The 22,706-nt window shown below is 62.9% G+C and carries 17 protein-coding genes; 10 read left to right on the top strand and 7 right to left on the bottom strand.

What is annotated here, in order from left to right; translation table 11 throughout:
- The first annotated feature begins 277 nt into the window (after window positions 1-277).
- The 6 genes from AB7531_RS06785 to ftsH all read left to right on the top strand — a co-directional run bounded on the left by AB7531_RS06785 (window position 278) and on the right by ftsH (window position 8,889).
- Complete coding sequence (locus AB7531_RS06785; RefSeq protein ID WP_063981095.1) at window positions 278-2,611, top strand: putative bifunctional diguanylate cyclase/phosphodiesterase; 2,334 nt, start codon at window positions 278-280, stop codon at window positions 2,609-2,611.
- Window positions 2,612-2,807: 196 nt separating this feature from the next.
- A complete protein-coding gene (locus tag AB7531_RS06790; protein WP_063981096.1) occupies window positions 2,808-3,533 on the top strand; it encodes an N-acyl amino acid synthase FeeM domain-containing protein in 726 nt (241 codons plus the stop codon).
- A gap of 293 nt (window positions 3,534-3,826) precedes the next feature.
- The gene (pal, locus tag AB7531_RS06795) at window positions 3,827-4,315 is read left to right on the top strand and encodes a peptidoglycan-associated lipoprotein Pal (RefSeq protein WP_028152222.1); all 489 of its coding nucleotides are present in this window, start codon (window positions 3,827-3,829) and stop codon (window positions 4,313-4,315) included.
- 184 nt (window positions 4,316-4,499) lie between these two features.
- Window positions 4,500-5,540 (top strand): tol-pal system protein YbgF, encoded by a 1,041-nt coding sequence (gene ybgF, locus AB7531_RS06800; RefSeq protein ID WP_166344448.1) that lies wholly within the window; start codon window positions 4,500-4,502, stop codon window positions 5,538-5,540.
- Window positions 5,541-5,612: 72 nt separating this feature from the next.
- Window positions 5,613-6,707 carry a tRNA lysidine(34) synthetase TilS gene (tilS, locus tag AB7531_RS06805; protein ID WP_063981097.1) on the top strand — a complete coding sequence of 365 codons (1,095 nt, stop codon included), beginning with the start codon at window positions 5,613-5,615 and terminating at the stop codon, window positions 6,705-6,707.
- Window positions 6,708-6,966: 259 nt separating this feature from the next.
- Window positions 6,967-8,889 carry an ATP-dependent zinc metalloprotease FtsH gene (ftsH, locus tag AB7531_RS06810; RefSeq protein WP_063981098.1) on the top strand — a complete coding sequence of 641 codons (1,923 nt, stop codon included), beginning with the start codon at window positions 6,967-6,969 and terminating at the stop codon, window positions 8,887-8,889.
- Between the two features lie 486 nt (window positions 8,890-9,375).
- Here the strand turns inward: ftsH and AB7531_RS06815 are convergent, their stop codons facing one another.
- The 3 genes from AB7531_RS06815 to AB7531_RS06825 all read right to left on the bottom strand — a co-directional run bounded on the left by AB7531_RS06815 (window position 9,376) and on the right by AB7531_RS06825 (window position 11,950).
- Window positions 9,376-10,245 carry an alpha/beta fold hydrolase gene (locus AB7531_RS06815; protein ID WP_199877122.1) on the bottom strand — a complete coding sequence of 290 codons (870 nt, stop codon included), beginning with the start codon at window positions 10,243-10,245 and terminating at the stop codon, window positions 9,376-9,378.
- A gap of 143 nt (window positions 10,246-10,388) precedes the next feature.
- On the bottom strand, window positions 10,389-11,249 hold the full coding sequence (locus AB7531_RS06820) for a DMT family transporter (protein ID WP_063981099.1): 861 nt from the start codon (window positions 11,247-11,249) through the stop codon (window positions 10,389-10,391).
- Window positions 11,250-11,335: 86 nt separating this feature from the next.
- A complete protein-coding gene (locus AB7531_RS06825; protein WP_187388042.1) occupies window positions 11,336-11,950 on the bottom strand; it encodes a TetR/AcrR family transcriptional regulator in 615 nt (204 codons plus the stop codon).
- 232 nt (window positions 11,951-12,182) lie between these two features.
- Here AB7531_RS06825 and AB7531_RS06830 point away from each other — a divergent pair, with 232 nt between their 5' ends.
- The gene (locus AB7531_RS06830; protein ID WP_063981100.1) at window positions 12,183-13,100 is read left to right on the top strand and encodes an alpha/beta fold hydrolase; all 918 of its coding nucleotides are present in this window, start codon (window positions 12,183-12,185) and stop codon (window positions 13,098-13,100) included.
- A gap of 186 nt (window positions 13,101-13,286) precedes the next feature.
- On the opposite strand, the gene AB7531_RS06835 is transcribed toward AB7531_RS06830, so the two are convergent.
- Both AB7531_RS06835 and AB7531_RS06840 read right to left on the bottom strand, forming a co-directional pair.
- Window positions 13,287-15,080: an adenylate/guanylate cyclase domain-containing protein gene (locus AB7531_RS06835; protein ID WP_346283384.1), complete on the bottom strand. Its 1,794-nt coding sequence runs from the start codon at window positions 15,078-15,080 to the stop codon at window positions 13,287-13,289.
- 255 nt (window positions 15,081-15,335) lie between these two features.
- Window positions 15,336-17,741: an arylsulfatase gene (locus AB7531_RS06840; protein ID WP_441279918.1), complete on the bottom strand. Its 2,406-nt coding sequence runs from the start codon at window positions 17,739-17,741 to the stop codon at window positions 15,336-15,338.
- 447 nt (window positions 17,742-18,188) lie between these two features.
- Between AB7531_RS06840 and AB7531_RS06845 the strand changes: the two genes are divergently transcribed.
- Window positions 18,189-18,638: a MaoC/PaaZ C-terminal domain-containing protein gene (locus AB7531_RS06845; RefSeq protein ID WP_063981102.1), complete on the top strand. Its 450-nt coding sequence runs from the start codon at window positions 18,189-18,191 to the stop codon at window positions 18,636-18,638.
- A 254-nt stretch (window positions 18,639-18,892) separates the two neighbouring features.
- Here the strand turns inward: AB7531_RS06845 and AB7531_RS06850 are convergent, their stop codons facing one another.
- Window positions 18,893-19,171, bottom strand: coding sequence for a hypothetical protein (locus tag AB7531_RS06850; RefSeq protein WP_187387924.1), 279 nt, complete (start codon window positions 19,169-19,171; stop codon window positions 18,893-18,895).
- Between the two features lie 238 nt (window positions 19,172-19,409).
- Window positions 19,410-20,897: a hypothetical protein gene (locus tag AB7531_RS06855; protein ID WP_063981104.1), complete on the bottom strand. Its 1,488-nt coding sequence runs from the start codon at window positions 20,895-20,897 to the stop codon at window positions 19,410-19,412.
- 399 nt (window positions 20,898-21,296) lie between these two features.
- Between AB7531_RS06855 and AB7531_RS06860 the strand changes: the two genes are divergently transcribed.
- Together AB7531_RS06860 and AB7531_RS06865 are read left to right on the top strand one after the other, a co-directional pair.
- Window positions 21,297-21,461 (top strand): Flp family type IVb pilin, encoded by a 165-nt coding sequence (locus AB7531_RS06860; protein ID WP_014492421.1) that lies wholly within the window; start codon window positions 21,297-21,299, stop codon window positions 21,459-21,461.
- A 450-nt stretch (window positions 21,462-21,911) separates the two neighbouring features.
- Window positions 21,912-22,592 (top strand): TetR family transcriptional regulator, encoded by a 681-nt coding sequence (locus AB7531_RS06865; RefSeq protein ID WP_063981105.1) that lies wholly within the window; start codon window positions 21,912-21,914, stop codon window positions 22,590-22,592.
- Window positions 22,593-22,706 lie beyond the last annotated feature (114 nt).

Below are 22,706 nucleotides of genomic sequence, written 5' to 3' on the forward strand. Positions count from 1 at the left end.
GAAGCGGATACAGGTTCGCGTGAAACATCGGGGCTAAGACATTGCGCGTTCAGACGCGCGATGTTTTCGAAAAAACATGCCGATTTTTTCGGGGTTTGGTGCAGGACGCAAGCTTTCCTTCACCTTGTGCCCGGCAACGCTTGCCTAGTTGCTTGATATTTCAGCGGAAACATGTTCGCTATTGCCGAAAAACAACTCGACTTTAACGATGTTCCCTCAGAAAGGCTTCATCAGGTCTGGGTAAAAGTACGCGCCAAACAGGACGCGTAACAAGCCGATGCAGCTGGCCGACCAGAAGCAGAGCGATCGAGACGAGCTGGAGCCGATACTCTACGCCGCTCTCATCAACTCTATGGTGCAGAATTTCTGGGCGATCTTCCTGGGCTCGGCCTCCGCGGCCGTGGCCGCGGTCATGACTGCGCTGAAGACAGGCGATGCCTGGCTGTGGCCGCTCGCATTTCTGCTGATCGCGATCGGCACCGCGCGCGCGTTCCAGATGCGCGGATACGAAAACCGCACGCACCCACTGTCGTTCGAGGAAGCCAAGCACCTGGAGCCGCGCTACTGGCTCGGCGCGCTCAGCTATGCGGCGGTGCTCGGCCTGTGGTCCTTCGTCGTCATCTACAACAATGACGATCCGATTGCCGACATGCTCTGTGTCGCCATCGGCATCGGCTACACCGCGGGCGGCGCCGCCCGCAATTACGGCCAGCCCCGGGTGATCCAGTGGCACGTCGCGCTCGCCTGCGCACCGATGTCGCTCGCGCTGCTGCTGCATGGCGGCTTCTACCACATCGGGCTCGCCGTCCTGCTCGTGTTCTTCTTCGTCGGGCTGAAGAACATCAATCTCAGCCTGCATGCGATCTTCGTCAAGGCGCTGACCTCGAGCTTTCGTGAGTCCGCGCTGGCAAGCCAGTTCGACACCGCGCTCAACAACATGCCGCATGGCCTGTGCATGTTTCGCGCCGACGGCCGCCTTGCGGTGATGAACCATCGCTTCGGCGAGCTGATGGCGTTGCCCGAAGATCTGGTCAAGCGTGGCGCCACCGCTGCCGACATCGTATCGGCCTGTATCGCCGCCGGCTCCATCTCGGCGGAGAGCGGCAAGCAGATCCTGGCCGAGATCGAGCATGCGCGGATCTGCGAGATCGTCACCACCGACCCGGATTCCTCGCGCGGCCGCGCGCTCGCCTGGACGTTCCAGCCGATGACTGGCGGCGGCACGGTGCTGCTGCTGGAAGACATCACCGAGCGTACCAACGCGGAAGCCCGGATCACCCATCTCGCCCGCTATGACGAGCTCACGGCGCTGCCCAACCGGGTCTCGTTCCGCGACGAGATCGAACGGCTGCTGGCGATCTCGCACGACGCCGAGCGTCTCTCCGCGCTGCTGTTCGTCGATCTCGACCAGTTCAAGCAGGTCAACGACACGCTCGGCCATCCCTGCGGCGACCAGCTCCTGTGCGCGGTTGCCAACCGCCTGCGCGAGATGCTGCGTCCCGAGGATTTCGTCGCCCGCTTTGGCGGCGACGAGTTCGTCGTGTTCCAGCAGAACATCAGCTCGGCCGAGGATGCCGCGAGCCTCGCCCGCCGCATCGTCGAACGCCTGAGCGAGCGTTATCGCATCGACAATCACCTGGTTGAGATCGGCGCCAGCGTCGGCATCGCGCTGACCTCGCCGGACGGCGACGTCAGGGCCGACACGCTGCTCAAGAACGCCGACATGGCGCTCTATCGCGCCAAGGCCGACGGCCGCGGCACCTTCTGCTTCTTCCGCGACGAGATGGCGGCCACCGTCGAGGCCCGCCGCATTCTCGAGCTCGACCTGCGCAAGGCGCTGGCCAACGAGGAATTCGAGCTGTTCTACCAGCCGCTGGTCAATCTGAAGTCCGGCAAGATCACCACCTGCGAGGCGCTGCTGCGCTGGAATCATCCGGTACGCGGCACGGTCTCGCCGGTCGACATCATCCCGGTCGCCGAGGACATGGGGCTGATCGTCGATCTCGGCCGCTGGATCCTGCGCCGCGCCTGCATGGAATGCATGAAGTGGCCCGACGGCGTCAGCGTCGCCGTCAACTTCTCGCCGCAGCAATTCCACCAGCGCGACGTGCTCAGCGAAATCCGCTACGCGCTCGAGGTCTCGGGGCTGCCGGCCCATCGGCTGGAGATCGAGATCACGGAGTCCTCGCTGCTTCGTAACACCCAGCTCACCCACGACACGCTGTCGCAACTGCATGCGCTCGGCGTGCGCATCTCGCTCGACGATTTCGGCACCGGCTATTCCAGCCTCAGCTATCTGCACAATTTCCCGATGCAGAAGGTGAAGATCGACCGCTCCTTCCTCGAGGGCATCGACACCGACCGGCCGCTGACGCTGCTGCGTGGCGTGGCGCGGCTGTCGGCCGACCTCGGCATGGCCGTGGTGGTCGAGGGCATCGAGACCAACGAGCAGCTCGAGCTGATCAGCGCAGACGGCACCGTCTCCGAGGCGCAAGGCTATCTGTTCAGCCGTCCGGTGCCCGCCGTGCGGATGCGCCAGCTCCTCAACGCCTCGCATGGACGGCGCGGCGAGGGCCTGCTCCAGGTTGTCAGCTCACGCTCCTTCGCCTGATTCCACATCCAGAAATTGCACGTCGTTTCAGACAGTTGCTGAACCGACCGTAGTGCTACGGGGGTTAACCCTATCGCGTCGATTGCTTTGCATCGTCGTTAAGGAGGTGTTAATAAATCGTCACGCGCGCGCAAGTTGTTCAGCGGCAAATGGCCCAGGTTCGCGTGGTGTTGTTGGTGGTGGGTAAGGAGTTCGAATGCAGTCCTCAGCCAGATCTGTCATTTCGGCTGTTGGACGGGGAGCGGAGCTTCTGACCGACGTCGACTATCATCTCGCGGCGACGGACGCGGAGAAGGAGCAAATCTACAACCTCCGCTACCGCGCCTATCTGCGCGAGGGTGCCGTCAGGGAATCCGCGGAAGCCCGCGTCACCGACCGCTACGACGAGCTGCCGAACGCGTGGACCTTCGGCGTCTATCTCCGTGGCCAGCTCTGCAGCTCCGTGCGCATCAGCGTGCTGACTTCGGAATGGCGCGAGTCCACCTCGGCCGACGTCTTCCCCGACATCCTGCTGCCGCGGCTCGATCGCGGCGAGGTCATGATCGACCCGACCCGCTTTGTCGCCGATCCCGACCAGGTGAAGCGGGTTCCGGAATTGCCCTATCTGACGACCCGGCTCGCCTACATGGCGTGCGAGCACTTCAATGCCGATCTCGGCCTCGCCATCGTGCGTCCCGAGCATCAGGCCTTCTACCGGCGGGTGTTCCTGCACGAGACGATCGCCGAGCCCCGCCTGGTGCCGGGTCTCACCAAGCCCTTCGGACTGATGGCGGCGGATTTCCCGACCTTCCGGAAGAAGGTGTTCGAGCGCTATCCGATCATGCGCTCCACCGCGTTCGAGCGGCGGATGCTGTTTGGGCGCGGCGGGCAGCGCGAGATCCCGCAGCGGTCGTCACTGGTGCCGGAAGCCGCTCACGTCTGATTGCCTGCCGTCACCGCCTCGAGCCGCCGCGCGCCTTTCGGCCGGGGCTCCGTTCATCCCCATCATCGTCCGAGCCCAAAATTCCAGCAAAAGCCTGCACTTTTGCCGGTTGCTGCAGGTTGCTTCACCCTCGCGCCACATTTAGAACCCATTAACCATGACGGTTGCTTTTCGCGGTTTGGGGGCATTTGACCGGCTGAAGCAAGGTTCCATCAAGGTTGACGGAACGTTCGCTTAACCAACCCCCTGTAGACCGGACAGCAGTGGACGAACGTGAGCGTGGAGGCTCCGGAATGAAATACCCTATGCGTATCCTCCAGGGATTGAAGCTGGCTGCGGTGGTTGCGATCGCGCTGTCGATGGGCGCATGCGCGAACAAGAACGCAGCGACGGATGCGATGGCCAATGCTGCGACGCCTGGCAGCCAGCAGGATTTCGTCGTTAACGTGGGCGACCGCGTGTTCTTCGAGAGCGACCAGACCGATCTGACGCCGCAGGCGATCGTGACCCTGGAGAAGCAGGCGCAGTGGCTCCAGAACTATCGGCAGTACAGCTTCACCATCGAGGGGCATGCCGACGAGCGCGGCACCCGCGAATACAACATCGCACTCGGCGCCCGCCGCGCCCAGTCGGTGCGTTCGTTCCTCGCCTCGCGCGGCATCGATCCGAACCGCATGCGCACGATCTCCTACGGCAAGGAGCGGCCGGTCGCCGTCTGTAACGATATTTCCTGCTGGTCGCAGAACCGTCGCGCCGTCACCGTGCTGAACGCGAGCTCCTGACGATCAGTCAGGCGCCGTTCATCTTCAGGAACCGATTATGCCGGCGCCCTCTCGGGCGCCGGTTTTGTTTCAGCCATCTGTGACCGAAACCCCGTGGTGCCAGTCACATTTTTGGCGTACTGCCTTTCAATGTGTGGCGCGTCGCATGTTCCGTCGCAGATTTCGTTTTCGTCGTCAGGGCAAGATGTCATCCAGATCCAAGGTCTTTACCGGCACCGTGGCGATCGCCGCGCTGTTCTCTTTGTGCTCGCCTGCACTGGCGCAGTCGGACGATGACCCCGAGATGCGGATCGAGCGGTTGGAGAACCAGCTGCGCCAGCTCACCGGCCAGAACGAGGAGCTGCAATATCGCAACCGCCAGCTCGAAGAGCGGCTGCGGGCGCTCGAGGGCGGCGCGCAAGCCGCGCCCGGACAGGTGCCGGTCCAGCCCTCGGTCGCAGCCGTACCGCCTGCGCAGTCCGCGCCGGCCTATCGCCAGCAGCAACAGGCTCAGCCGAATTACGAGCAGCCGCAGATCGCTGCTCCCGCGCCGATCGTTCAGGAGCAGCCGGCGCCCGGTGCGCCGGGCGTGCGCCGCCGCGGTGATTCCTTCGATCCGAACCAGAACCCGAATGCGCCCGGCGCGCCGCGCGCGCTTGGTGGCGGGCAGCAGCCGATGCCGGCAGGCGCCCCTGGCGGCGCGCCCGGCGGGCGCGCTGCCGGCGAGCCGCTCGATCTCGCCAACACCAGCCCGCGCTACCAGCAAGGCGTGCCGCCGGCAGCCCAGCCCGGCTATCCGCCGGCACAATCGGGCTATCCAGCGCCATCGGGCGGCACCGGCCTGACGACCCTGCCGCCCTCGGCAACGCCGCGCGACGAGTTCGACCTCGGCATCGGCTACATGCAGCGCAAGGACTATGCGCTCGCCGAGCAGACCATGAAGAATTTTGCGCAGAAACATCCGAGCGATCCGCTGCTCGGCGACGCGCAATACTGGCTCGGCGAAAGCTATTTCCAGCGCCAGCAATATCGCGACTCCGCGGAAGCCTTCCTCGCCGTCACCACCAAATACGACAAATCCGCCAAGGCGCCGGATGCCCTGCTGCGGCTCGGCCAGTCGCTGGCCGCGCTGAAGGAGAAAGAGGCCGCCTGCGCCGCCTTCGGCGAGGTCGGCCGCAAATATCCGCGCGCCTCCGCCGGCGTCAAATCCGCCGTCGATCGCGAGCAGAAGCGGGTGAAGTGCTGACGCGTGGTGTTTGCGCCCTGACAATGCGGATGGCGCCGCGCTAAATAGTCTGGTGATTGCCTGGGCAGCGTCATGTCGGACGACGACAACTCACCGATCTCGGCGCGCGCGGCGAAGCAACTCTTCGCCGAGCTCAGAAGTGCGCCGGCGCTGGTGCTCGCGGTCTCCGGCGGACCTGACTCGGTCGCGCTGATGTGGCTCGCCGCGCGCTGGAAGCGCGGCTTGGCACGCGGTCCGCAATTGACCGTCGTCACCGTCGATCACGGCCTGCGCCCGGAGGCGGCGCGCGAGGCGCGCGAGGTCAAGCGGCTTGCGGCCGAACTCGGGCTGGCACACCGGACCCTGCGCTGGCGTGGCGCGAAGCCGAACACGGGACTGCCTGCCGCTGCACGCGAAGCCCGCTACCGCCTGCTTGCACAGGCCGCGCGAAACGCCGGCGCGAGCCATGTGCTGACCGCCCACACCCGCGACGATCAGGCCGAGACCCTGTTGATGCGCCTTGTCCGCGGCAGCGGGCTTGCCGGGCTGTCGGCAATGACGCGCCTCACGGAGCGCGACGGCGTCGTGCTGGTGCGTCCGCTGCTCGATGTCCCGAAGTCGCAGCTGATCGCGACCTTGAGGCGGGCGAAGATCGGATTTGCCGATGATCCCACCAATCGCGACACCGCCTTCACCCGGCCGCGGCTGCGCGCGCTGCTGCCGCAACTCGCGGCCGAGGGGGGCGACAGCCGGAGCCTGGCGCGGCTCGCAGGCAGGCTGGCGCGCGCCAATGCGGCGGTCGACGTGCTGGTCGATGGCGCCGAACGCTTCCTTCAGCTTCGGGCGCGCGGCGATGCGCCGCAGGCGGGCGGTCGCAGCTTCGAGGCCTCGGCATTCGCCAATCTGCCGGAGGAGGTCCGGCTGCGGCTCCTGCTGCGGGCCGTCAATGCCCTCGGTCATGAGGGGCCGGCGGAACTCGGCAAGGTCGAGACTCTCCTGGCCGCGCTCGATCAGGCCATGGCTGCAAGTTTGGCTGAAAGCCCCCGCGCAGCCGCAAATGGCCGGCCGTTCCTGAAGCAGACCCTTGCGGGAGCCTTGATCAGCCTTGCCGGGGGGCGTATCCACATCGCACCGGCGCCGGCCCGGCGGTCCAAGGGACGGACGAGGGCGGATCAGGGCGGATCATGACACCGGCCGTTTCCGCCGCGCGCCGTCAGGACACCTTAACCAGGCAGGAAAAACCCCGGGCAGATCGCCATTATTTCAGCGGGAATCGCTCTAAGATGGGATAAATAGTCCCATCTCGTTCCCTTGGCAGCGACCGGGGCGGCACCTAAATTGTATCCGTCTAACCAAGAGGATTCCTTGGGGATTTCCTCGCACTGACAAAGTAACTGCTACCGCCCAAGGATCAGGCCGCGATCCGCGCGACCATGAAGGAAGATCGATGAACGCCAATCTGCGCAATTTCGCCCTCTGGGTCATCATTGTCTTGCTGCTGTTGGCGTTGTTCACGCTCTTCCAGAATCCGGGTCAGCGCGCCTCATCGCAGGACATCGCCTTCTCCCAGCTCTTGAGCGAAGTTGACCGCGGCAATGTGCGCGATGTCGTGATCCAGGGGCCGGATATCCACGGCACCTTCACCAATGGCTCAAGCTTCCAGACCTATGCGCCGAACGATCCGACGCTGGTGAAGCGCCTCTATGACAGCAAGGTCCAGATCACCGCGAAGCCGCCCGGCGACAACGTGCCGTGGTTCGTCTCGCTGCTGGTCTCCTGGCTGCCCTTCATCGCGCTGATCGGCGTGTGGATCTTCCTGTCGCGGCAGATGCAGGGCGGCGCCGGCAAGGCGATGGGCTTCGGCAAGTCGCGCGCCAAGATGCTGACCGAGGCCCATGGCCGCGTCACCTTCGAGGACGTCGCCGGCGTCGACGAAGCCAAGCAGGACCTGCAGGAGATCGTCGAATTCCTCCGCGACCCCGGCAAATTCCAGCGCCTCGGCGGCCGTATTCCGCGCGGCGTGCTGCTGGTGGGCCCTCCCGGCACCGGTAAGACCCTGATCGCGCGTGCGGTCGCGGGCGAAGCCAACGTGCCGTTCTTCACCATCTCGGGTTCCGACTTCGTCGAAATGTTCGTCGGCGTCGGCGCCTCCCGTGTCCGCGACATGTTCGAGCAGGCCAAGAAGAACGCGCCCTGCATCATCTTCATCGACGAAATCGACGCGGTCGGCCGTCACCGTGGCGCCGGTCTCGGCGGCGGCAATGACGAGCGCGAGCAGACGCTGAACCAGTTGCTGGTCGAGATGGACGGCTTCGAGGCCAACGAGGGCGTGATCCTGATCGCGGCGACGAACCGTCCCGACGTGCTCGATCCCGCGCTGCTGCGTCCGGGCCGCTTCGACCGTCAGGTCGTGGTGCCCAATCCCGACGTCGTCGGCCGCGAGCAGATCCTCAAGGTTCACGTCCGCAAGGTGCCGCTGGCGCCGGATATCAACCTCAAGACCATCGCGCGCGGCACGCCCGGTTTTTCCGGCGCCGACCTGATGAACCTCGTCAACGAAGCCGCCCTGACCGCCGCCCGCCGCAACAAGCGGATGGTGACCCAGGCCGAGTTCGAAGAGGCCAAGGACAAGGTGATGATGGGCGCCGAGCGCAAGTCGCTCGTCATGACCGAGGAAGAGAAGCTGCTGACGGCCTATCACGAGGGCGGCCACGCCATCGTCGGCCTCAACGTCGTCGCGACCGATCCGATCCACAAGGCGACCATCATTCCGCGCGGCCGCGCGCTGGGCATGGTGATGCAGCTGCCTGAGCGCGACAAGCTGTCGATGTCGCTGGAGCAGATGACCTCGCGCCTCGCCATCATGATGGGTGGCCGCGTCGCCGAAGAGCTGATCTTCGGCCGTGAGAAGGTGACCTCGGGTGCATCCTCCGACATCGAGCAGGCGACGCGTCTGGCCCGCATGATGGTTACGCGCTGGGGCCTCTCGGAGGCGCTCGGCACCGTGTCCTATGGCGAAAACCAGGACGAGGTGTTCCTGGGCATGTCGGTCTCGCGCACCCAGAACGCATCGGAGGCGACGGTCCAGAAGATCGACACCGAGATCCGGCGTTTCGTGGAAGAGGGCTACAACGAAGCGACCCGCATTCTCACCGAGAAGCGTGCCGACCTCGAAGCTCTCGCCAAGGGCCTGCTCGAGTTCGAGACGCTCTCCGGCGACGAGATCATCGACCTGCTCAAGGGCAAGAAGCCGAACCGCGAGTCCGTGCTCGAGCCGGCTACGCCGCGCGCCTCCGCCGTGCCCCCGGCCGGCAAGTCGCGGCCGCGGCCCGATCCGGATCCCGGCCTGGAGCCTCAGCCGCAGGCGTAATCGAGAGGCGCAGATCGAATTGAAAAACGCGGCGGAAACGCCGCGTTTTTTGTTGGCCGATGTTGATGCAGTTGCGCTTCAGACTGCGGTCTCGTGCCCCGGACGCAGCGCACCGCCCCTTCGGCGGTGCGCTGCGGAGCCGGGGCCCATGTCTCCGCATCTTGCCGTGTGGCCTTCTGGATCCCGGCTCAGCGCAGCAGCGTTGCACGCAGCAGCGCGTCCGGGACACGAGAGAGGTGCGTGTCGTCGGCCCGCAAACTCCGTCATTGCGAGCGTAGCGAAGCAATCCAGAATGTTTCCATGGCAGCAGTCTGGATTGCTTCGTCGCTTCGCTCCTCGCAATGACGGCGTGGATGCAGTTGGGCTCGTAATGGCTCTGCACCGGTCGCGTAGGGTGGGCAAAGGCGCGTAGCGCCGTGCCCACCATCTCTCGGCAATTGCGATAGACGCGGTGGGCACGCTTCGCTTTGCCCACCCTACGATATCTCACTTCGCTGCCGCTCCGGGCCACTCACCGCCACGTTCCAGAAAATGCAGCACGTCGTCGCTGAACTGCTCGGGATCCTGCAGGAACGAGAAGTGACTGACCTCCGGCTGGATCAGCAGTCCGGCGCCCGGAATGTTCGCCGCCATGAATTCGGTGTTCTCGCGCTTGATCGCCTCGTCGTGGTCGCCGTCCACGATCCAGGTCGGGACCTTGATCGTCGCGAGATCCGACGCCGTCCATTTCGGCTGGCTCTCCCACATTTTGGTAATCTCCGCGACGAAGCCCTTGTACTCGGTCGGGGTCGGCGACAGGCGCTTGTACTCCTCGCCAGCTCTCGCGATGTAGGCGTTGAAGACGTCGCTCGACGCAATGTCCGCAACGCCTGACGGATCCGAATTCGCCGCGAAGGCGAACAGCTTGCTCACCCGTTCCGGGTGCTTCATCGCGATGTCGAGGCCGATGATCGCGCCGTCGCTCCAGCCGACGATCGCAGCTTTCCTGATCTTCAGGTGATCGAGCAGGGCGACCACGTCCGAGGCCATCAGATCGTAGCCATAGGGCTCCTGATTGCGGCTGCTGCGCCCATGCCCGCGGCTGTCCATGACGATGACCTGATAGTGCCGTTGCAGCGCGCGGACCTGGCGGCCCCAATAGTTGGCGTTGGCGAGGCCGCCATGCAGCAGGATGACAGGCTCGCCGCGGCCGAAAATTGCGTACCAGACCTTGATGCCGTTGACGGGCGCGAAGCCGCTCTGCGTCGCCCTGGGCAGTGTCGGCGTCGGCGGCAGGTTCAGCCATTGCGGTGCCGCATGTGCCGCGCTGATCGCGATCGTGACGAGAAGCGCGGCGAGAAGATTGCGAAACATCATGATACGCCCTCCTGTTCGATCGGATATTTGCGCACGGCAAGTTGGGCGCGTCACGTCGCAACACGGTCCACCACCGAGACGTGAAGCCTCGTGATCTCCATTGCCGGGCAGACGACATCGATCCCACAACGCAACATCCGGGCTCAACTGGGTCGCGCGCTCGGTCTGACCTGTGTCATCGCCACGCCTGCGATCGCGAGCAGCCCGCCGGCGATCAACTTCGGGGTCATGCGCTCGCCAAGGAACAGCACGCTCGACGTCAAGGCGAACACCGGAAGCAGCAGGCCGAAGGGCGCGACGCGGCCCATGGAGCAGCGGGCGATCAGCCAGAACCAGAGGCCGAACCCGACAATTCCGCCGATGAAAATCGTGTAGGCGAGCGCCAGCCAGCCGCGTCCATCCGCCGTGACGAGGCTCGCCAGTTGTCCGTATTCGAGCAGCAGCGACATCAACATGACCTGCGGCACTGTGAACAGCGACGACCACCCCATCAACATCAGGGGATCGAAAGGGCCGTAGCGTTTCGTCAGGACGTTGGACACCGCGAATGCGAAGGCCGCCCCGACCACTAGCAGCAGCGGAAGCCCGTTGGCCGACAGGCCAGGCTCCGCTGCCAGCACGACAACGCCGGCGAATGCGAGCAGCACTCCGGCGGTCGTGGAGAGAGACGGCCGCTCGGCGAGCAACGGCCAGGCCAGCAGGACGGTGAAGGGCGTGGCGAGTTGATACGCGACGGCCGACATGCTTCCCGAGCCGAGCCCGAGGCCGACATAGAACAGCCCGAAGTTCAGACCGCCCAGGAAGATCGAAATGGCTGCGACAGGGCCGAGCTGCGCGCGCGTGGGCCTCTTCACGAACGGAACGAGCAGCAGCGCGATGGCCAGGAAGCGCAGCGCGAGGAAGAACAGCGGCGGAAACTCCGCGACGCCCACCTTGATGGCCACGAACTGATAACCCCAGAGCAGGGGAACGGCTACCGCGCAGACGATCTGGATGGCAGACATGGCATCCTTCCTTTCACGACCGATCGGTCCATATATTGACGCGCCAGGTGCGGAGGCGTCCGGGGGTAGTTGACCTGATTGGGTTGCTACCTGACGAACCGGTCGAGCAAAGCGTCAGCGGTGGCTTGCGATGTGGCCCGCGCCGGCGCCGTCTTGCCGACCACGCGCAGGCCCTCGACGAAACAGACCAGAATTTTGGCGGCACTCGCGGGATCGACACCGTCGGCCAGCTTGCCCGCCACCTTCGCGCGGGACAGGGCATCGGCCAGGCGGGCCTCCATGGCCCTGAAGAAGCCCGCTACGCGACGACCAATCGCGGCATCCTGGCCGGCCAGCTCCATGGCCGTGGCCACCAGCAGGCAGCCGCGCCGGCCGTTGGCACCGCTGGTGCGATCGACATAGCCGGCAAGATAGGCCCGCAGGGCGTCGACCGGCTCCCTGCGGGGGGCGAGTTCGACATCCATCCGCGTCACGGCATCGGCAATGTAGCGATCGAGTGCGCGCAGGAAGAGCGAGTGCTTGTCGCCGAACGCGGCGTAAAGGCTGCCACGCGAGAGTTTCGTGGCCCGAAGCAGGTCCGGCAGCGCCGTGGCGTGATAGCCGCGCGACCAGAACACCCCCATCGCGCGTTCGACCGCGGCATCCACGTCGAAGCTTCGGGGGCGGCCACGGGGCGACTGCACTGGGGTTGGGCGGCTCATCATCGACATATAGACCGATTGGTCTTTAAATCGCAAGTGCCCGTTTCGGGGCGAAAGCCGATGTCAGCTTTGAACGCGGAAATGGCTGCTATGGGCCAGTTGCAGACATCCGACAGCCGTGTGACCATGGCGGCCGTTGTTGCAGCCTACGATCGAGAAATTCCAAAAAGAGTTGGTTGGCTGAGACAAAGGCTCCGCGAGATCGACGAGTCATCGAGGCCCGACGGAGGGCATGCATTTGAGAAATTCAAGCAACGCTGCGTGTCCTAGCGAAGGTGCAGTCCAGATCGGCGGTCGATCACTGGCTTACCTTCAGGTCGGCGATCCGAACGGTCCGCTCGTACTTCACAATCATGGCGGACCATCGAGCCGGCTCGAAGCCAAGGTTTTTGCGTCTCACGCGCTCAAACTTGGTTTGAGATTTGTGTGCGTGGACCGTCCAGGCCAAGGCAAATCAGATCCTCAACACGGTCGCACCTTCGCAGGCTGGGCCGCAGACCTGGAAGCGATTGCCAACGCTTTTGAGACCGATCGCTTTGCGGTCACAGGCTGGTCTGAGGGTGGTCCTTGGGCGCTCGCGGCAGCGGCGTACCTTGATCCCGCGAAGCTGGTACACGTGACCAGCATCGCTCCCGGATCCTACGGCGCATTCGGTACGAATTGGGCAGCGAAGGATCTGTCCTCGACCGACGCCATAGGCGGGTTCCTTGCACTGCATTTCCGGCCGGGTTTCCAGCTGATGTATGACCTGATCGATCTCGCTGCGACGCGGTTTCCGGAGCAGTACAAGAAGGCATTGCTGAAGGCGAGCTGCCCCGCTGACCTCGCGGCGCTTGCTGATGACGATGTGCTGAGTGCCATCGTGGAGTCTGGACGCGAGTGTTTCCGGCAAGGCGTTGACGGTCTCGTGGCCGATGCGCAGATGCTCTATCAACAGTGGCCATTCGACGTCACGGCGATCCATAGGCCGGTTCATCTGTGGCAAGGCAGCGCCGATACGTTTGTGCCTTACGCAGTAAACAAACCGCTGGGTGAGCGGATGCCTGGAGCGGTATGGCACGAAGTCGCTGATGGCGGGCACTTTATCGCGAGTTCACACGCCGCCGAAATATTGGCAGTCGTTGCCAACGATCTGGCAGCAACGGCGTGATTTCGGTCTCCCATCGTCCCGATGGGAATGTCCGCTACGGGCCAAAATGCGAAGAACGCAGAGCGGGCAAAGTCAGTCCGCTCTACTCCACCAAGCGGACCTCAATGAAAGGTGTCGCCATTTCGCTGATGGGCCGAGAGCGGAAGTTGCGGCTCTCACTCTCTTGCCGCACCGTGGCCGTAGAGGTCATTCGGGCAGCCCGGCTCGCCGCAACCCTTCTTCGTATCGAGCGAGATCTTCGGCACGCCGATAGGGGCCGAGCACGCTTTTGAGATTGGAGACACGCACCGAAGGATTCAATTGCCGCAGCCGAGCCACCGCCTTTTGTGCCTGCTCCAGTCGTCCGGCCATTGCCTTGCTTGCGGCGTCCATACGTAACGCAGGTTGAAAGTCCGGATTGTCCTGCAACGCCATTGCAGCCCACGATGCCGCGTCGCCATAGTGGCCCAGGAAGAAATGGGCATGCGAGGTCCCAGTTCGTACCCCGCTCATAAACGGATCAAGCGGGTTGAGGCGGATGGCACGGGCGAAGCGCTCGATTGCCGTTTCCGGCTCGCCTAGCCAGTTCTTCACCCAGCCACTCCAAAACCATGCCTCGGCCCAATTGGAATTGAACACGAGCGCGCGATCGATCAAGGCGGCGCCTCCCCCGAGATCGAGTAAAACAAACGCTGATACATATCCGCTCGCCGCGAGGGCGATCACGTCGTCTTTTCCTAGCTCAACCGCTCTCTGAACGAGCTTTTCTACTTTGGCAGTCTCGCTCGGTGTGACTGAAATCCAGCCATTGGTCTTGGCAAAGGTGTAGCAAAGGGCGGCACGACCGTAAGCTGACGCAAAACCTGGGTCGAGCTTGATCGCCCTGTTGAATAGGCGTAACGCCTCTTCGTTCGCTTGCCGGTTAGCAAACTGATAAGAGCTGGCCAAACCGCGTAAGTAGTGATCATAGGCATCAAGACTCTCGGTAGGCTTGCGTTTGGCGCGCTCGATCTCGGCTTTTTCAACCGCCGGCGCGATCGCTCCGACTATGCTCTCGGTGACCTGGTCCTGCAGGTCGAAGATGTCGGTGAGTCCACCGTCAAACCGGTCTGCCCAGAGATGTCCTCCCGTAGGGGTATCGACGAGCTGTCCCGTGATGCGCACCCGGTTTGCCGCCTTGCGAACGCTTCCTTCCAGCACATAGCGCACGCCAAGCTCGCGCCCCACTTGCTTGATGTCGACAGCGCGTCCCTTGTATGTGAAGCTCGAATTGCGGGCGATGACGAACAGCGCCTTGAAACGGGACAGCGCGGTGATGATGTCCTCCGCTATTCCGTCCGCGAAGTATTCCTGTTCGGGATCGCCTGACATGTTCTGGAACGGCAGCACGGCGATGGACGGCTTGTCGGGCAGCGCCAGAGCCTGGGTGGTCTCGACCGGCGACCTTTTCGAGATTGCCGCAGAACCGTCCGCGTTTATCCTCAATCGCCACGCGCGCATCGGCTCAACAATGTTCTTCAGATTCTGCGGACCCATGTCCTCGAAGGCGATATCGACCTTGCCGCGGATTTGACGTTGCGTGTCCTCGGAGATGCAGATGCCGCCGGGTTCCGCGATGCCTTCAAGGCGGGCGGCGATATTGACGCCGTCCCCGAAGATATCATTTTCGTCGATTATGATGTCGCCGACGTGGATGCCGACGCGAAATTCGATCCGCTTGGCCTGCGGCACCGCGGCATTTCGCTCAACCATGCCGCGCTGCACCTCGATGGCGCATCGCGCTGCATCGACGGCGCTGGCGAACTCGACCAGCATGCCGTCGCCGGTCGTCTTGACGATCCGTCCGCGATGCGCGGCGATGGAGGGATCGAAAAGAGACTTTCTGGCGGCCTTGAGGCGAGCCAGCACGTCTTCTTCGTCCATACCCATCATGCGGCTGTATCCGGCAACATCCGCCGCCAGAATCGCCGCAAGCCTCCGTTCCACGCAATTGTTGGCCAAAACGGCCCCCGCGAGATCGGTAGATTCCGTCCCACGTATCAAAGCACAGGGTGTTCCTTTTGGGCTAGGGTCAATGTCAGGTCAGGGTCAAAATGCGAAGAACGCAGAGCGGGCAAAGTCAGTTCGCTCCACCCCACCAAGCGGACCTCAATGAAAGGTGTCGCCACTTTGCTGATGGGCCAGGAGCGGACTGGTGTTGGCGCGGGACACAAAGAGAGCCCTCCTCGCGTAACGGGGAAGGGCCAAGTCTTGCGCTCAAGCCTTGTGTTTGATCTTCACGGTGTTGATGGTGCCGGTGAAGGCGTTTTCCCAAGGATCGTAGTCATCGCACACTGGGGAGTAGGCATCCACGCCGATGTCGGCGGTCTCACCGGCCAGCGACCACACCGCGCCCTGCGTCTTATTGATGCGGCCTTCGCCGACTTTCCTGCCGTTGATCGACAGCACGCCGGTGCCGCCCTTGTGCAGGCCGCCGCCGTCATAGGTGAAATCATAGACCAGCGTGACCTTGCCTTCCGGTAGAGCCTCCTTGCCTTCGATGAAGTATTTCTCCCGCGCCAGCCAGTTGTAGGCGAGCTTGGGTCTTCCGTCCTTGACGTAAAGACTCCAGCCGCCGAACAGGCCACCCTGCGAGACCACGACGCCGTTGGCGCCGCCTTTGGGAATGACCAGGTCGGCGGTGACAACATAGGAACGGCTGAGCGTGTCGATGAAGACATTTTCAGCCATGCCGGTCATCCCGGCGTAGTAGGTCACCTCGGTACGGCCGGCCATAATGTCGGGCCGTCCGGCATTGGTCGCATTCAGCCGTGCGAAGGAGCGGTCATCCATCGGATAAACGCCGAACTTGATCGCCTCCTGATGGAATAGGTCCTGCAGTTCTTTCAGCTTCGCGGGATTTTGCGCGGCGAGGTCGGTAGCCTGTCCGAAGTCCACGGCCACATTGTAAAGCTCCCATTTGTCCTTGGCGTAGTCATCGACGCGGGGGCTGCTCTCCCATGGCGCGCGGTGCATCACGCAGGCCATCCAGCCGTCCTTGTAGATGCTGCGATTGCCGCTGCACTCGTTGTACTGGACGGTGTGGCGATCCTTTGCCGCCGCATCGTCGAACGAGTAGATCATGCTGGTGCCGGCCATCGGAATCTGCTCGACGCCGTTGACTATCTTTGGCTCGGGGATGCCGACGGCTTCAAGGATGGTGGGGCCGACGTCGATCAGGTGGGTATACTGCCTGCGGATTTCCCCTTTCGATTTGATGCCGCCGGGCCAGCGAATGACCATGCCCTGATTCTGGCCGCCGCCCTGACAGGCATTGATGCACCAGGTTGCCGGCGTGGAGCCGGCCATTGCCCAAGCCACCGAATAGTTAGGGTAGGAGTTCGGTCCGCCATACTCGTCCATTCGGGTCTTGAGATACGGGATGTCTTCGGGTGCGTCGTTGAGGTTGGACCATTCGTTGAAGGTTCCGTTTAGACCACCGATCGCGGTGCCGCCATTGTCGCCGGCGATATAGATCACGATGGTGTTGTCGAGTTCGCCGAGATCCCCGATGGCGTCGATCAAACGCCCGATCTCGCGGTCGGTATGCTCGGCATAGCCTGCATAGACTTCCATTTGCCGCGACAGCACCTTCTTCGCGTCGTCCGAAAGGGCGTCCCATTTTGGAATTTCAGGAGGGTTTTCAGCAATCTTGGTGCCCGGAGGCATCAGGCCCATCTTTATCTGACGCGCAAGAATTTCCCCGCGTAGCTTGTCCCACCCCTGATCAAATTTCCCCTTGTAGACATCGAGCCATTCTTTCGGCGGCGTGTGAGGCGGATGCGCGCCGCCCGTGGCGTAATACATAAAGAACGGACGATCCGGGGTCAGCGAGCGCGTACCACGTATCCAGCCTATCGCCTTGTCCGTGATATCGACGTTGAAATGATAGTTTGGGTCGCGCGGCACGCCGAGTTCGGTAGTGCCATCCACGAGGTAGGGCCGGAACAAGTTCTTCTCGCCGCCGATGAAGCCATAGAATTTTTCAAAGCCCTGTCGCGCTGGCCAGCGGTCGAACGGGCCGCTCATGCTGGTTTCCCACGGCGGCGTCTCGTGGCTTTTGCCGAACATCGACGTGCAATAGCCCCACTGTCGAAGAATTTCAGCGATAGGCGCAACGCTCTTTGGCCGCATGCCGGTGTCGCCGGGATATGAGGTCGCACCGTCAACTACAGCGGCTTGGCTATTTTGATGTTGATTGCGTCCGGTCAATAGCGCGGTGCGGCTCGGCGAACACAGACTGTTGACGTGAAAGTTCGTGTAGGTCAGCCCCTCTTTGGCGAGACGATCCATGGTCGGGAAGTTGATCGGTCCGCCGAAGGTCGATGGGTCCGCATAGGAAGTCTGGTCTTGAAGAATGACCAGGATGTTGGGGGCGCCCTTCGGCGGCCGGATCGAGACTGGCTTCGGCTGCGGCACCTTGCGCCAATCCGGCTCGGTGATGACAGGACGCGGCGGCTGCGGAAACGGCAGGATCTCGCCAAGCTTCGGCCCCGTCGATGCGGGTGCTGCTGCGGGTGCCGGTGCAGCCTGTTGCACTTGAGCGGTCGCTGGCGCCGTCGCCGCCAAAGCCGTCATTGCAGCGAGCGACGAACCACCCAACAAAAGGTCGCGTCGTTGCATGCCGTCATTGCCGCGCCTATTTTTTTCGAATGCGTTTGAGGAGGATTCGTTCGGGGGCCGTCTTCTGGATGATCGCTCATAAGCGTCCTCTCTTGTTCGACGATTGAACCAAACTTCCCGGATGTACCTCGCGTTGATCTAGATCAATGGAAGACCGCTATGGGTCAAAATGCGAAGAACGCAGAGTGAGCAAAGTCAGTCCGCTCTACTCCACCAAGCGGACCTCAATGAAAGGTGTCGCCATTTCGCTGATGGGCCATAAGCTGATTTTCGGATGATGACCTTTGGTGTTTGCTCATCCGGGAAAGGCTGCCTTGGAAATTGGTGCGACTGGCCTGAACGACGTGTGGGTTAGCCGGACAAGAACAGAAATTGATGCTTGAAAAGGGTTATAATCCCGCCGCGTTGAGCCGTGCCTGATTTACTTCATCCGCAGAGGACGAAGCCATGACCCAGCTGTATTTTGAAGATGCCGAAATTGGTATGACTAGCAAGGCTGGTCCTTATCTGGTCTCGAAGGAAGAGATCGTCCAGTTCGCCAAGCAATATGATCCAGCGCCCCGTCACCTCGATGAGGAGGCAGCAGCACGTTCAATTTTTGGGGGACTAACCGCATCGAGCGCCCATACGTTTTCGATCTTCATCTCGCTCACGCCGAAGCTCCAGCCTCGGCTCCATGTCCTCGCCGGAATGGGTTGGGATGAGTTAAGGCTGCCGAACCCGGTACGCCCAGGAGATGAACTCGATCTTGAGATGATTGTTCTGGAGAAGCGGGAGTCTAAGTCGAAACCTGATCGAGGCATCGTGCGCAACCAAATCAGAGTGCGCAATCAACAAAACGAAATCGTCTTGCAGTGTATAGCCAATATTCTCGTTGCGAGACGAGCGGGTCCATAGCAAGGAGCCATCGTCCGTCTTGGCGGCGCTTGCCAACACAAAATGTTCACGTCCGCTATGGGTCAAAATGCGAAGAACGCAGAGTGAGCAAAGTCAGTCCGCTCTACCCACCAAGCGGGCCTCAATGAAAGGTGTCGCCACTTCGCTGATGGGCCACAAGCTGACATCGCTGATGCCATACTCAATCACTTCATCTGCGATGCCCAGCGTGGGCGGTATCGTTACCCCCCTGCGCCTTCGCGGTCTTGCGGAAATTAGCGCGCGAATTTGTAGTAAGCGAACGCCGCCGAAGTGACCGTAAGCAATGCCGAAGCAATCCAGATCGGCCCCAGCATAAAGATGGCTATCGCGCCCTGCCCACAGGCACCGCATGCAACCCAGAACAATATTGGAAAAAAACATAACAGGATGACTACGGCAAATCCTGTACTGAGCCAAACTCCTCTCGACCCCCATCGCGCACCCAAAAACCATGGCATGGCGGGAAAGCCGAAGGACAGAATAACCAGGAGGGTCATCAGATCGTCGAACATGATTGGCTCTTGGTCGTTAACACGAGGCAGATGGTTCAAGCCCATACGAAAACCGCGCGAGCCCTTGTCATCGCTGCTACGCTGACTCCGGGCGCATAAGTCGAATTAACAGCAACTGACATTGCCGCTTGACGACCGCCTTGGGGCAAACGGCGAAATGGCCGGAATGCGTGCCTAGGTCCGCTTCACATCTTTAAGCGAACGTCGGATCTGAGAGGACGCGCCGGAAGTCGCTTCCTCACTTCGACGGCGGCGCCGCTCCGTCCGCATTGTCCCGCACATGGATCACCGCGATGTCATCCGTATAGATCCGCTTCCAGCCCTTGAGCTGATCGAGGATTTGCGGGCCCGGCGCATCGGCGACCAGGAGCGTCGCGTCGATCTTGTACTGGTCGAGCAGGCGCGGCAGCAGCTCGGGCTTCTTGCCTTCCGTCGCCTTGAAGAAGTCCATGACGAACTTTTCGCCATAGAGCTCGGCGCGGCCGTCGACGTACACAGGGACGTCGCGCGAGATCAGATAGCCGCCGAACTGATAGGCGTTGAAGATGCGCTGCACCCCGAGTTTTTCGAGCAGGTCGACCGCCGCAACCGGCGTCTGCGTCATCGTGAACGTGAAGCGATGGTGTCCCATGTAGAGCGAGGTCGAGGTCCAGCTCGCGGCCACGATCATGAGCGCGCCGAGCGCGGTGACATAGCGGGCCGGCCAGCGGTCTGCGTCGGCGGTGTCCGCTGGCGGGCGCGGGAACATCTCGCCGAGCGGCTTTGCCAGCACCAGCGGCACCAGGAAGGCGAAGGCCTCGATATTCCTGACATGGGTCAGCGCGGTCCAGGTCAGGAACAGGATCAGGAAGATCCGCGGCGCCGACAGCACGAGGCCGCGATAATAGCCGAGCGCGATCAGGCCGAGCAGTGCGCCTTCGAACCCGGTGAAGGTGGCAAAGTTCGCCGGCATCCATTCGAAGATCAGTGACAGCAATTCGCCGAGGCTGAGGATGTTGGTCGCGCCCATCAGCGTCCGCCAGCCGTAAGGCGTGCAGCAGGCAGCGATCAGCGCGCCGACGCCGAACAGCACCCAGCGCATGAACAGCTTCAGCCGCTGTCCCTTCTCGGCATGCTCGACCGCTTCGAGCGAGATCGGGCCGATCAGCGCGAGGCCCAGCACGAAGCCGCCATGCAAATTCGCCCAAAGCGCCATCAGCGGCAGCCAGGTCCAGGACGGCGCGCTTCGGCGGTCGGCAGCCGCCATCAGCAGGCCGACCCACGCCACCATGACGGGCAGCGCCAGAATATGCGGACGCGCCAGCACGTGATGGATCGACAGCAGCAGCGCCAGCATCGCGAACAGCACCGCGCGCGGCGCCTCGATCTGCGCGTCAAGGAGATAGACGAAGACCGCAGCGGTGAGCGCCATCCCGGTCGCGGTGAGGATCACGGGTCCGGCCCAGCCCCATTGCGCGTAGGAGAAGGCGAACAGCACCTGTGACAGCCACGACGTCGAGATCCAGGATTCCCCTGGGCGCGTGAAAGAATAGAAGTCGGTGTAGGGCAGGGCACCGTGATCGAGGATCCATTGCCCGATCCTGATCTGCCAGAACGAGTCGGAGTCCTGAAGCAGCGTGTCGCCGACGAAGAGGAAGAACAGATAGGTGCCGGCACCGACGCAGAGCGGCAGCAGTGCGCGCGCGCGGCTCTGCATCGCAATGCTGTTGGCAAAGGAAAGGGACATGCCGCCTCGTCGTCCTGCTTGTTCTTGTCGGTCGGAGCATGATCCGGAAAAGTGTGTAGCGGTTTTCCGAGAAGATCATGCTCAAACAATAACCTGAAGCGCGATGAACGATTCATCTCGTCGTGCTTCAGGCCGAGCGGGCGGCATTGGACCATGCGCGGTCATAACTTCGGGTAAATCGCGCCGCAGCGGCGTCGCCGCGGATAGCTACGATTTAACGGATTGTTTTCAATTCTCCTTTACCATCGTCGAATACGTGCAATCCGCTTCGTGTTTCCGCAGTCGAATTAACTGCGGCGCAATTCTTTGCCTCTAGGTTCGGTTCCATGGTCGGGCGGCGCTGGGAAGCCGAGAAGACCAGACCATTTGTAAGCCTCGTGTACTCTTTGGGAGCAGTCTATGAAGAACCTCGTTTCGCGTTTCGTGAAGGACGAATCCGGCGCCACCGCCATTGAATACGGCCTGATCGCTGCCGGCATCGCGCTGGCGATCATCACCGTCGTCAACAACCTCGGCAGCTCGCTGAACACCAAGTTCGGTTCGATCTCGTCCAGCCTCAAGTAAGACCGGACGATCTGAGAGTTTCGAGAGCCCCGTCCCGGACGGGGCTCTTTTCTTTTGCGGGGTGGAGTGAGCCGGAGGCTGCTCGGCCTGCATGGTTCGCCCGGCGATGCGGAGCATCGTCCGGAGATGCCCGCTTTGGCGAGCTCCTCACCAAGAGGGTCTGATATCTTGCCGCGAAACGCGACCTCATCCCGAGGGCCCGCCGTAGGCGGGCGTCTCGAAGGATGGGCCCGCAGGCAAGCTTCCCCGCACGTTCTTCTTCAAAGCCCTCCAGCCGGCGTCAGCAGGCTTGGCGCTCCCGTCCGTCCGGCGTGACGTTCTACGCATTTGCATCTTGTCATTCACTTTGAATAGTTGTTCAGTCCTTGCGGGACGATTTGCATCTATTGCAGGGACGACGCGTTCGGCCGCGCGGGGCGTGCGGCTGGCGTGTGGGACAGGAAGCGCGCCATGGTTTATCGGCGAACGCATCAAGTGGTGAAGCGCCTTGCGGCCAGGCGCAGTGCGATTCTTGCTGCAGCGCGGGAAGCTGCGGCGGAAGGCGGGATGGCGGCGGTGCAGATCGCGCCGGTTGCGGTCCGGGCCAGTGTCGCGGCCGGAACGGTCTACCGCTACTTCCCGTCCAAGTCCGAGCTGATCTCCGAATTGATTGCCGAGGTGTCGCGCGACGAGCTCGCGGCGATCCGCCGGGCGGCCGATGCCGCGCCCGGCCCATCCTCGGCGCTGGCGGCGGCCGTCACCACCGTGGCGGTCCACACGCTGTCGCAGCGCAGGTTGGCCTGGGGCATCCTGGCCGAGCCGGTCGACGTCGATGTCAGCGCGTCCCGCCTCGCCAGCCGCCGCGAGATCGCCGGCGAGATGGCCGCGCGGATCGACGCCGCCGTGCGGGCCGGCCATTTGCCGGCGCAGGATACCGCGCTGGCGGCCACCGCGCTGTTGGGGGCGCTGCATGAGGCCCTGGTCGGGCCGCTCGCGCCCGACAATCTCGACGATCCCGCCAGGATGCGCGATGCGGTGCAGACCGTGACGCTGCTGGCCCTGCGCGCCGTCGGCGTGATGGACGCCCGCGCCCGCGGTCTGGTGGTGCAGCAGACGCTGCTGCCGACCGCGAAAGCGCTGGTCGGGGCCTGAAGAGCAGGTCGCGACCGGGGCCGAGACCCGATTCCGCTCAGGTCATTGCCCGAGCGCGCCTTTCCACAAAACCCGAGCACCTTCGCCGGCAACGCCGGCTACTGTGCATGGGGT

This window comes from Bradyrhizobium sp. 63_E2_N1_3 (assembly GCF_052076005.1).
Lineage (GTDB): Bacteria > Pseudomonadota > Alphaproteobacteria > Rhizobiales > Xanthobacteraceae > Bradyrhizobium > Bradyrhizobium barranii.

Bases quoted from the DNA above. Each gene is read 5' to 3' on its own strand.
- AB7531_RS06865 (WP_063981105.1), top strand. From the start codon at position 21,912: ATGGTTTATCGGCGAACGCATCAAGTGGTGAAGCGCCTTGCGGCCAGG.
- AB7531_RS06850 (WP_187387924.1), bottom strand. From the start codon at position 19,171: ATGTTCGACGATCTGATGACCCTCCTGGTTATTCTGTCCTTCGGCTTT.
- tilS (WP_063981097.1), top strand. From the start codon at position 5,613: ATGTCGGACGACGACAACTCACCGATCTCGGCGCGCGCGGCGAAGCAA.
- AB7531_RS06860 (WP_014492421.1), top strand. From the start codon at position 21,297: ATGAAGAACCTCGTTTCGCGTTTCGTGAAGGACGAATCCGGCGCCACC.
- AB7531_RS06790 (WP_063981096.1), top strand. From the start codon at position 2,808: ATGCAGTCCTCAGCCAGATCTGTCATTTCGGCTGTTGGACGGGGAGCG.
- AB7531_RS06785 (WP_063981095.1), top strand. From the start codon at position 278: ATGCAGCTGGCCGACCAGAAGCAGAGCGATCGAGACGAGCTGGAGCCG.
- pal (WP_028152222.1), top strand. From the start codon at position 3,827: ATGAAATACCCTATGCGTATCCTCCAGGGATTGAAGCTGGCTGCGGTG.
- AB7531_RS06830 (WP_063981100.1), top strand. From the start codon at position 12,183: ATGCATTTGAGAAATTCAAGCAACGCTGCGTGTCCTAGCGAAGGTGCA.
- AB7531_RS06855 (WP_063981104.1), bottom strand. From the start codon at position 20,897: ATGTCCCTTTCCTTTGCCAACAGCATTGCGATGCAGAGCCGCGCGCGC.
- AB7531_RS06820 (WP_063981099.1), bottom strand. From the start codon at position 11,249: ATGTCTGCCATCCAGATCGTCTGCGCGGTAGCCGTTCCCCTGCTCTGG.
- AB7531_RS06825 (WP_187388042.1), bottom strand. From the start codon at position 11,950: ATGAGCCGCCCAACCCCAGTGCAGTCGCCCCGTGGCCGCCCCCGAAGC.
- AB7531_RS06815 (WP_199877122.1), bottom strand. From the start codon at position 10,245: ATGATGTTTCGCAATCTTCTCGCCGCGCTTCTCGTCACGATCGCGATC.
- ybgF (WP_166344448.1), top strand. From the start codon at position 4,500: ATGTCATCCAGATCCAAGGTCTTTACCGGCACCGTGGCGATCGCCGCG.
- AB7531_RS06845 (WP_063981102.1), top strand. From the start codon at position 18,189: ATGACCCAGCTGTATTTTGAAGATGCCGAAATTGGTATGACTAGCAAG.
- AB7531_RS06840 (WP_441279918.1), bottom strand. From the start codon at position 17,741: ATGCAACGACGCGACCTTTTGTTGGGTGGTTCGTCGCTCGCTGCAATG.
- ftsH (WP_063981098.1), top strand. From the start codon at position 6,967: ATGAACGCCAATCTGCGCAATTTCGCCCTCTGGGTCATCATTGTCTTG.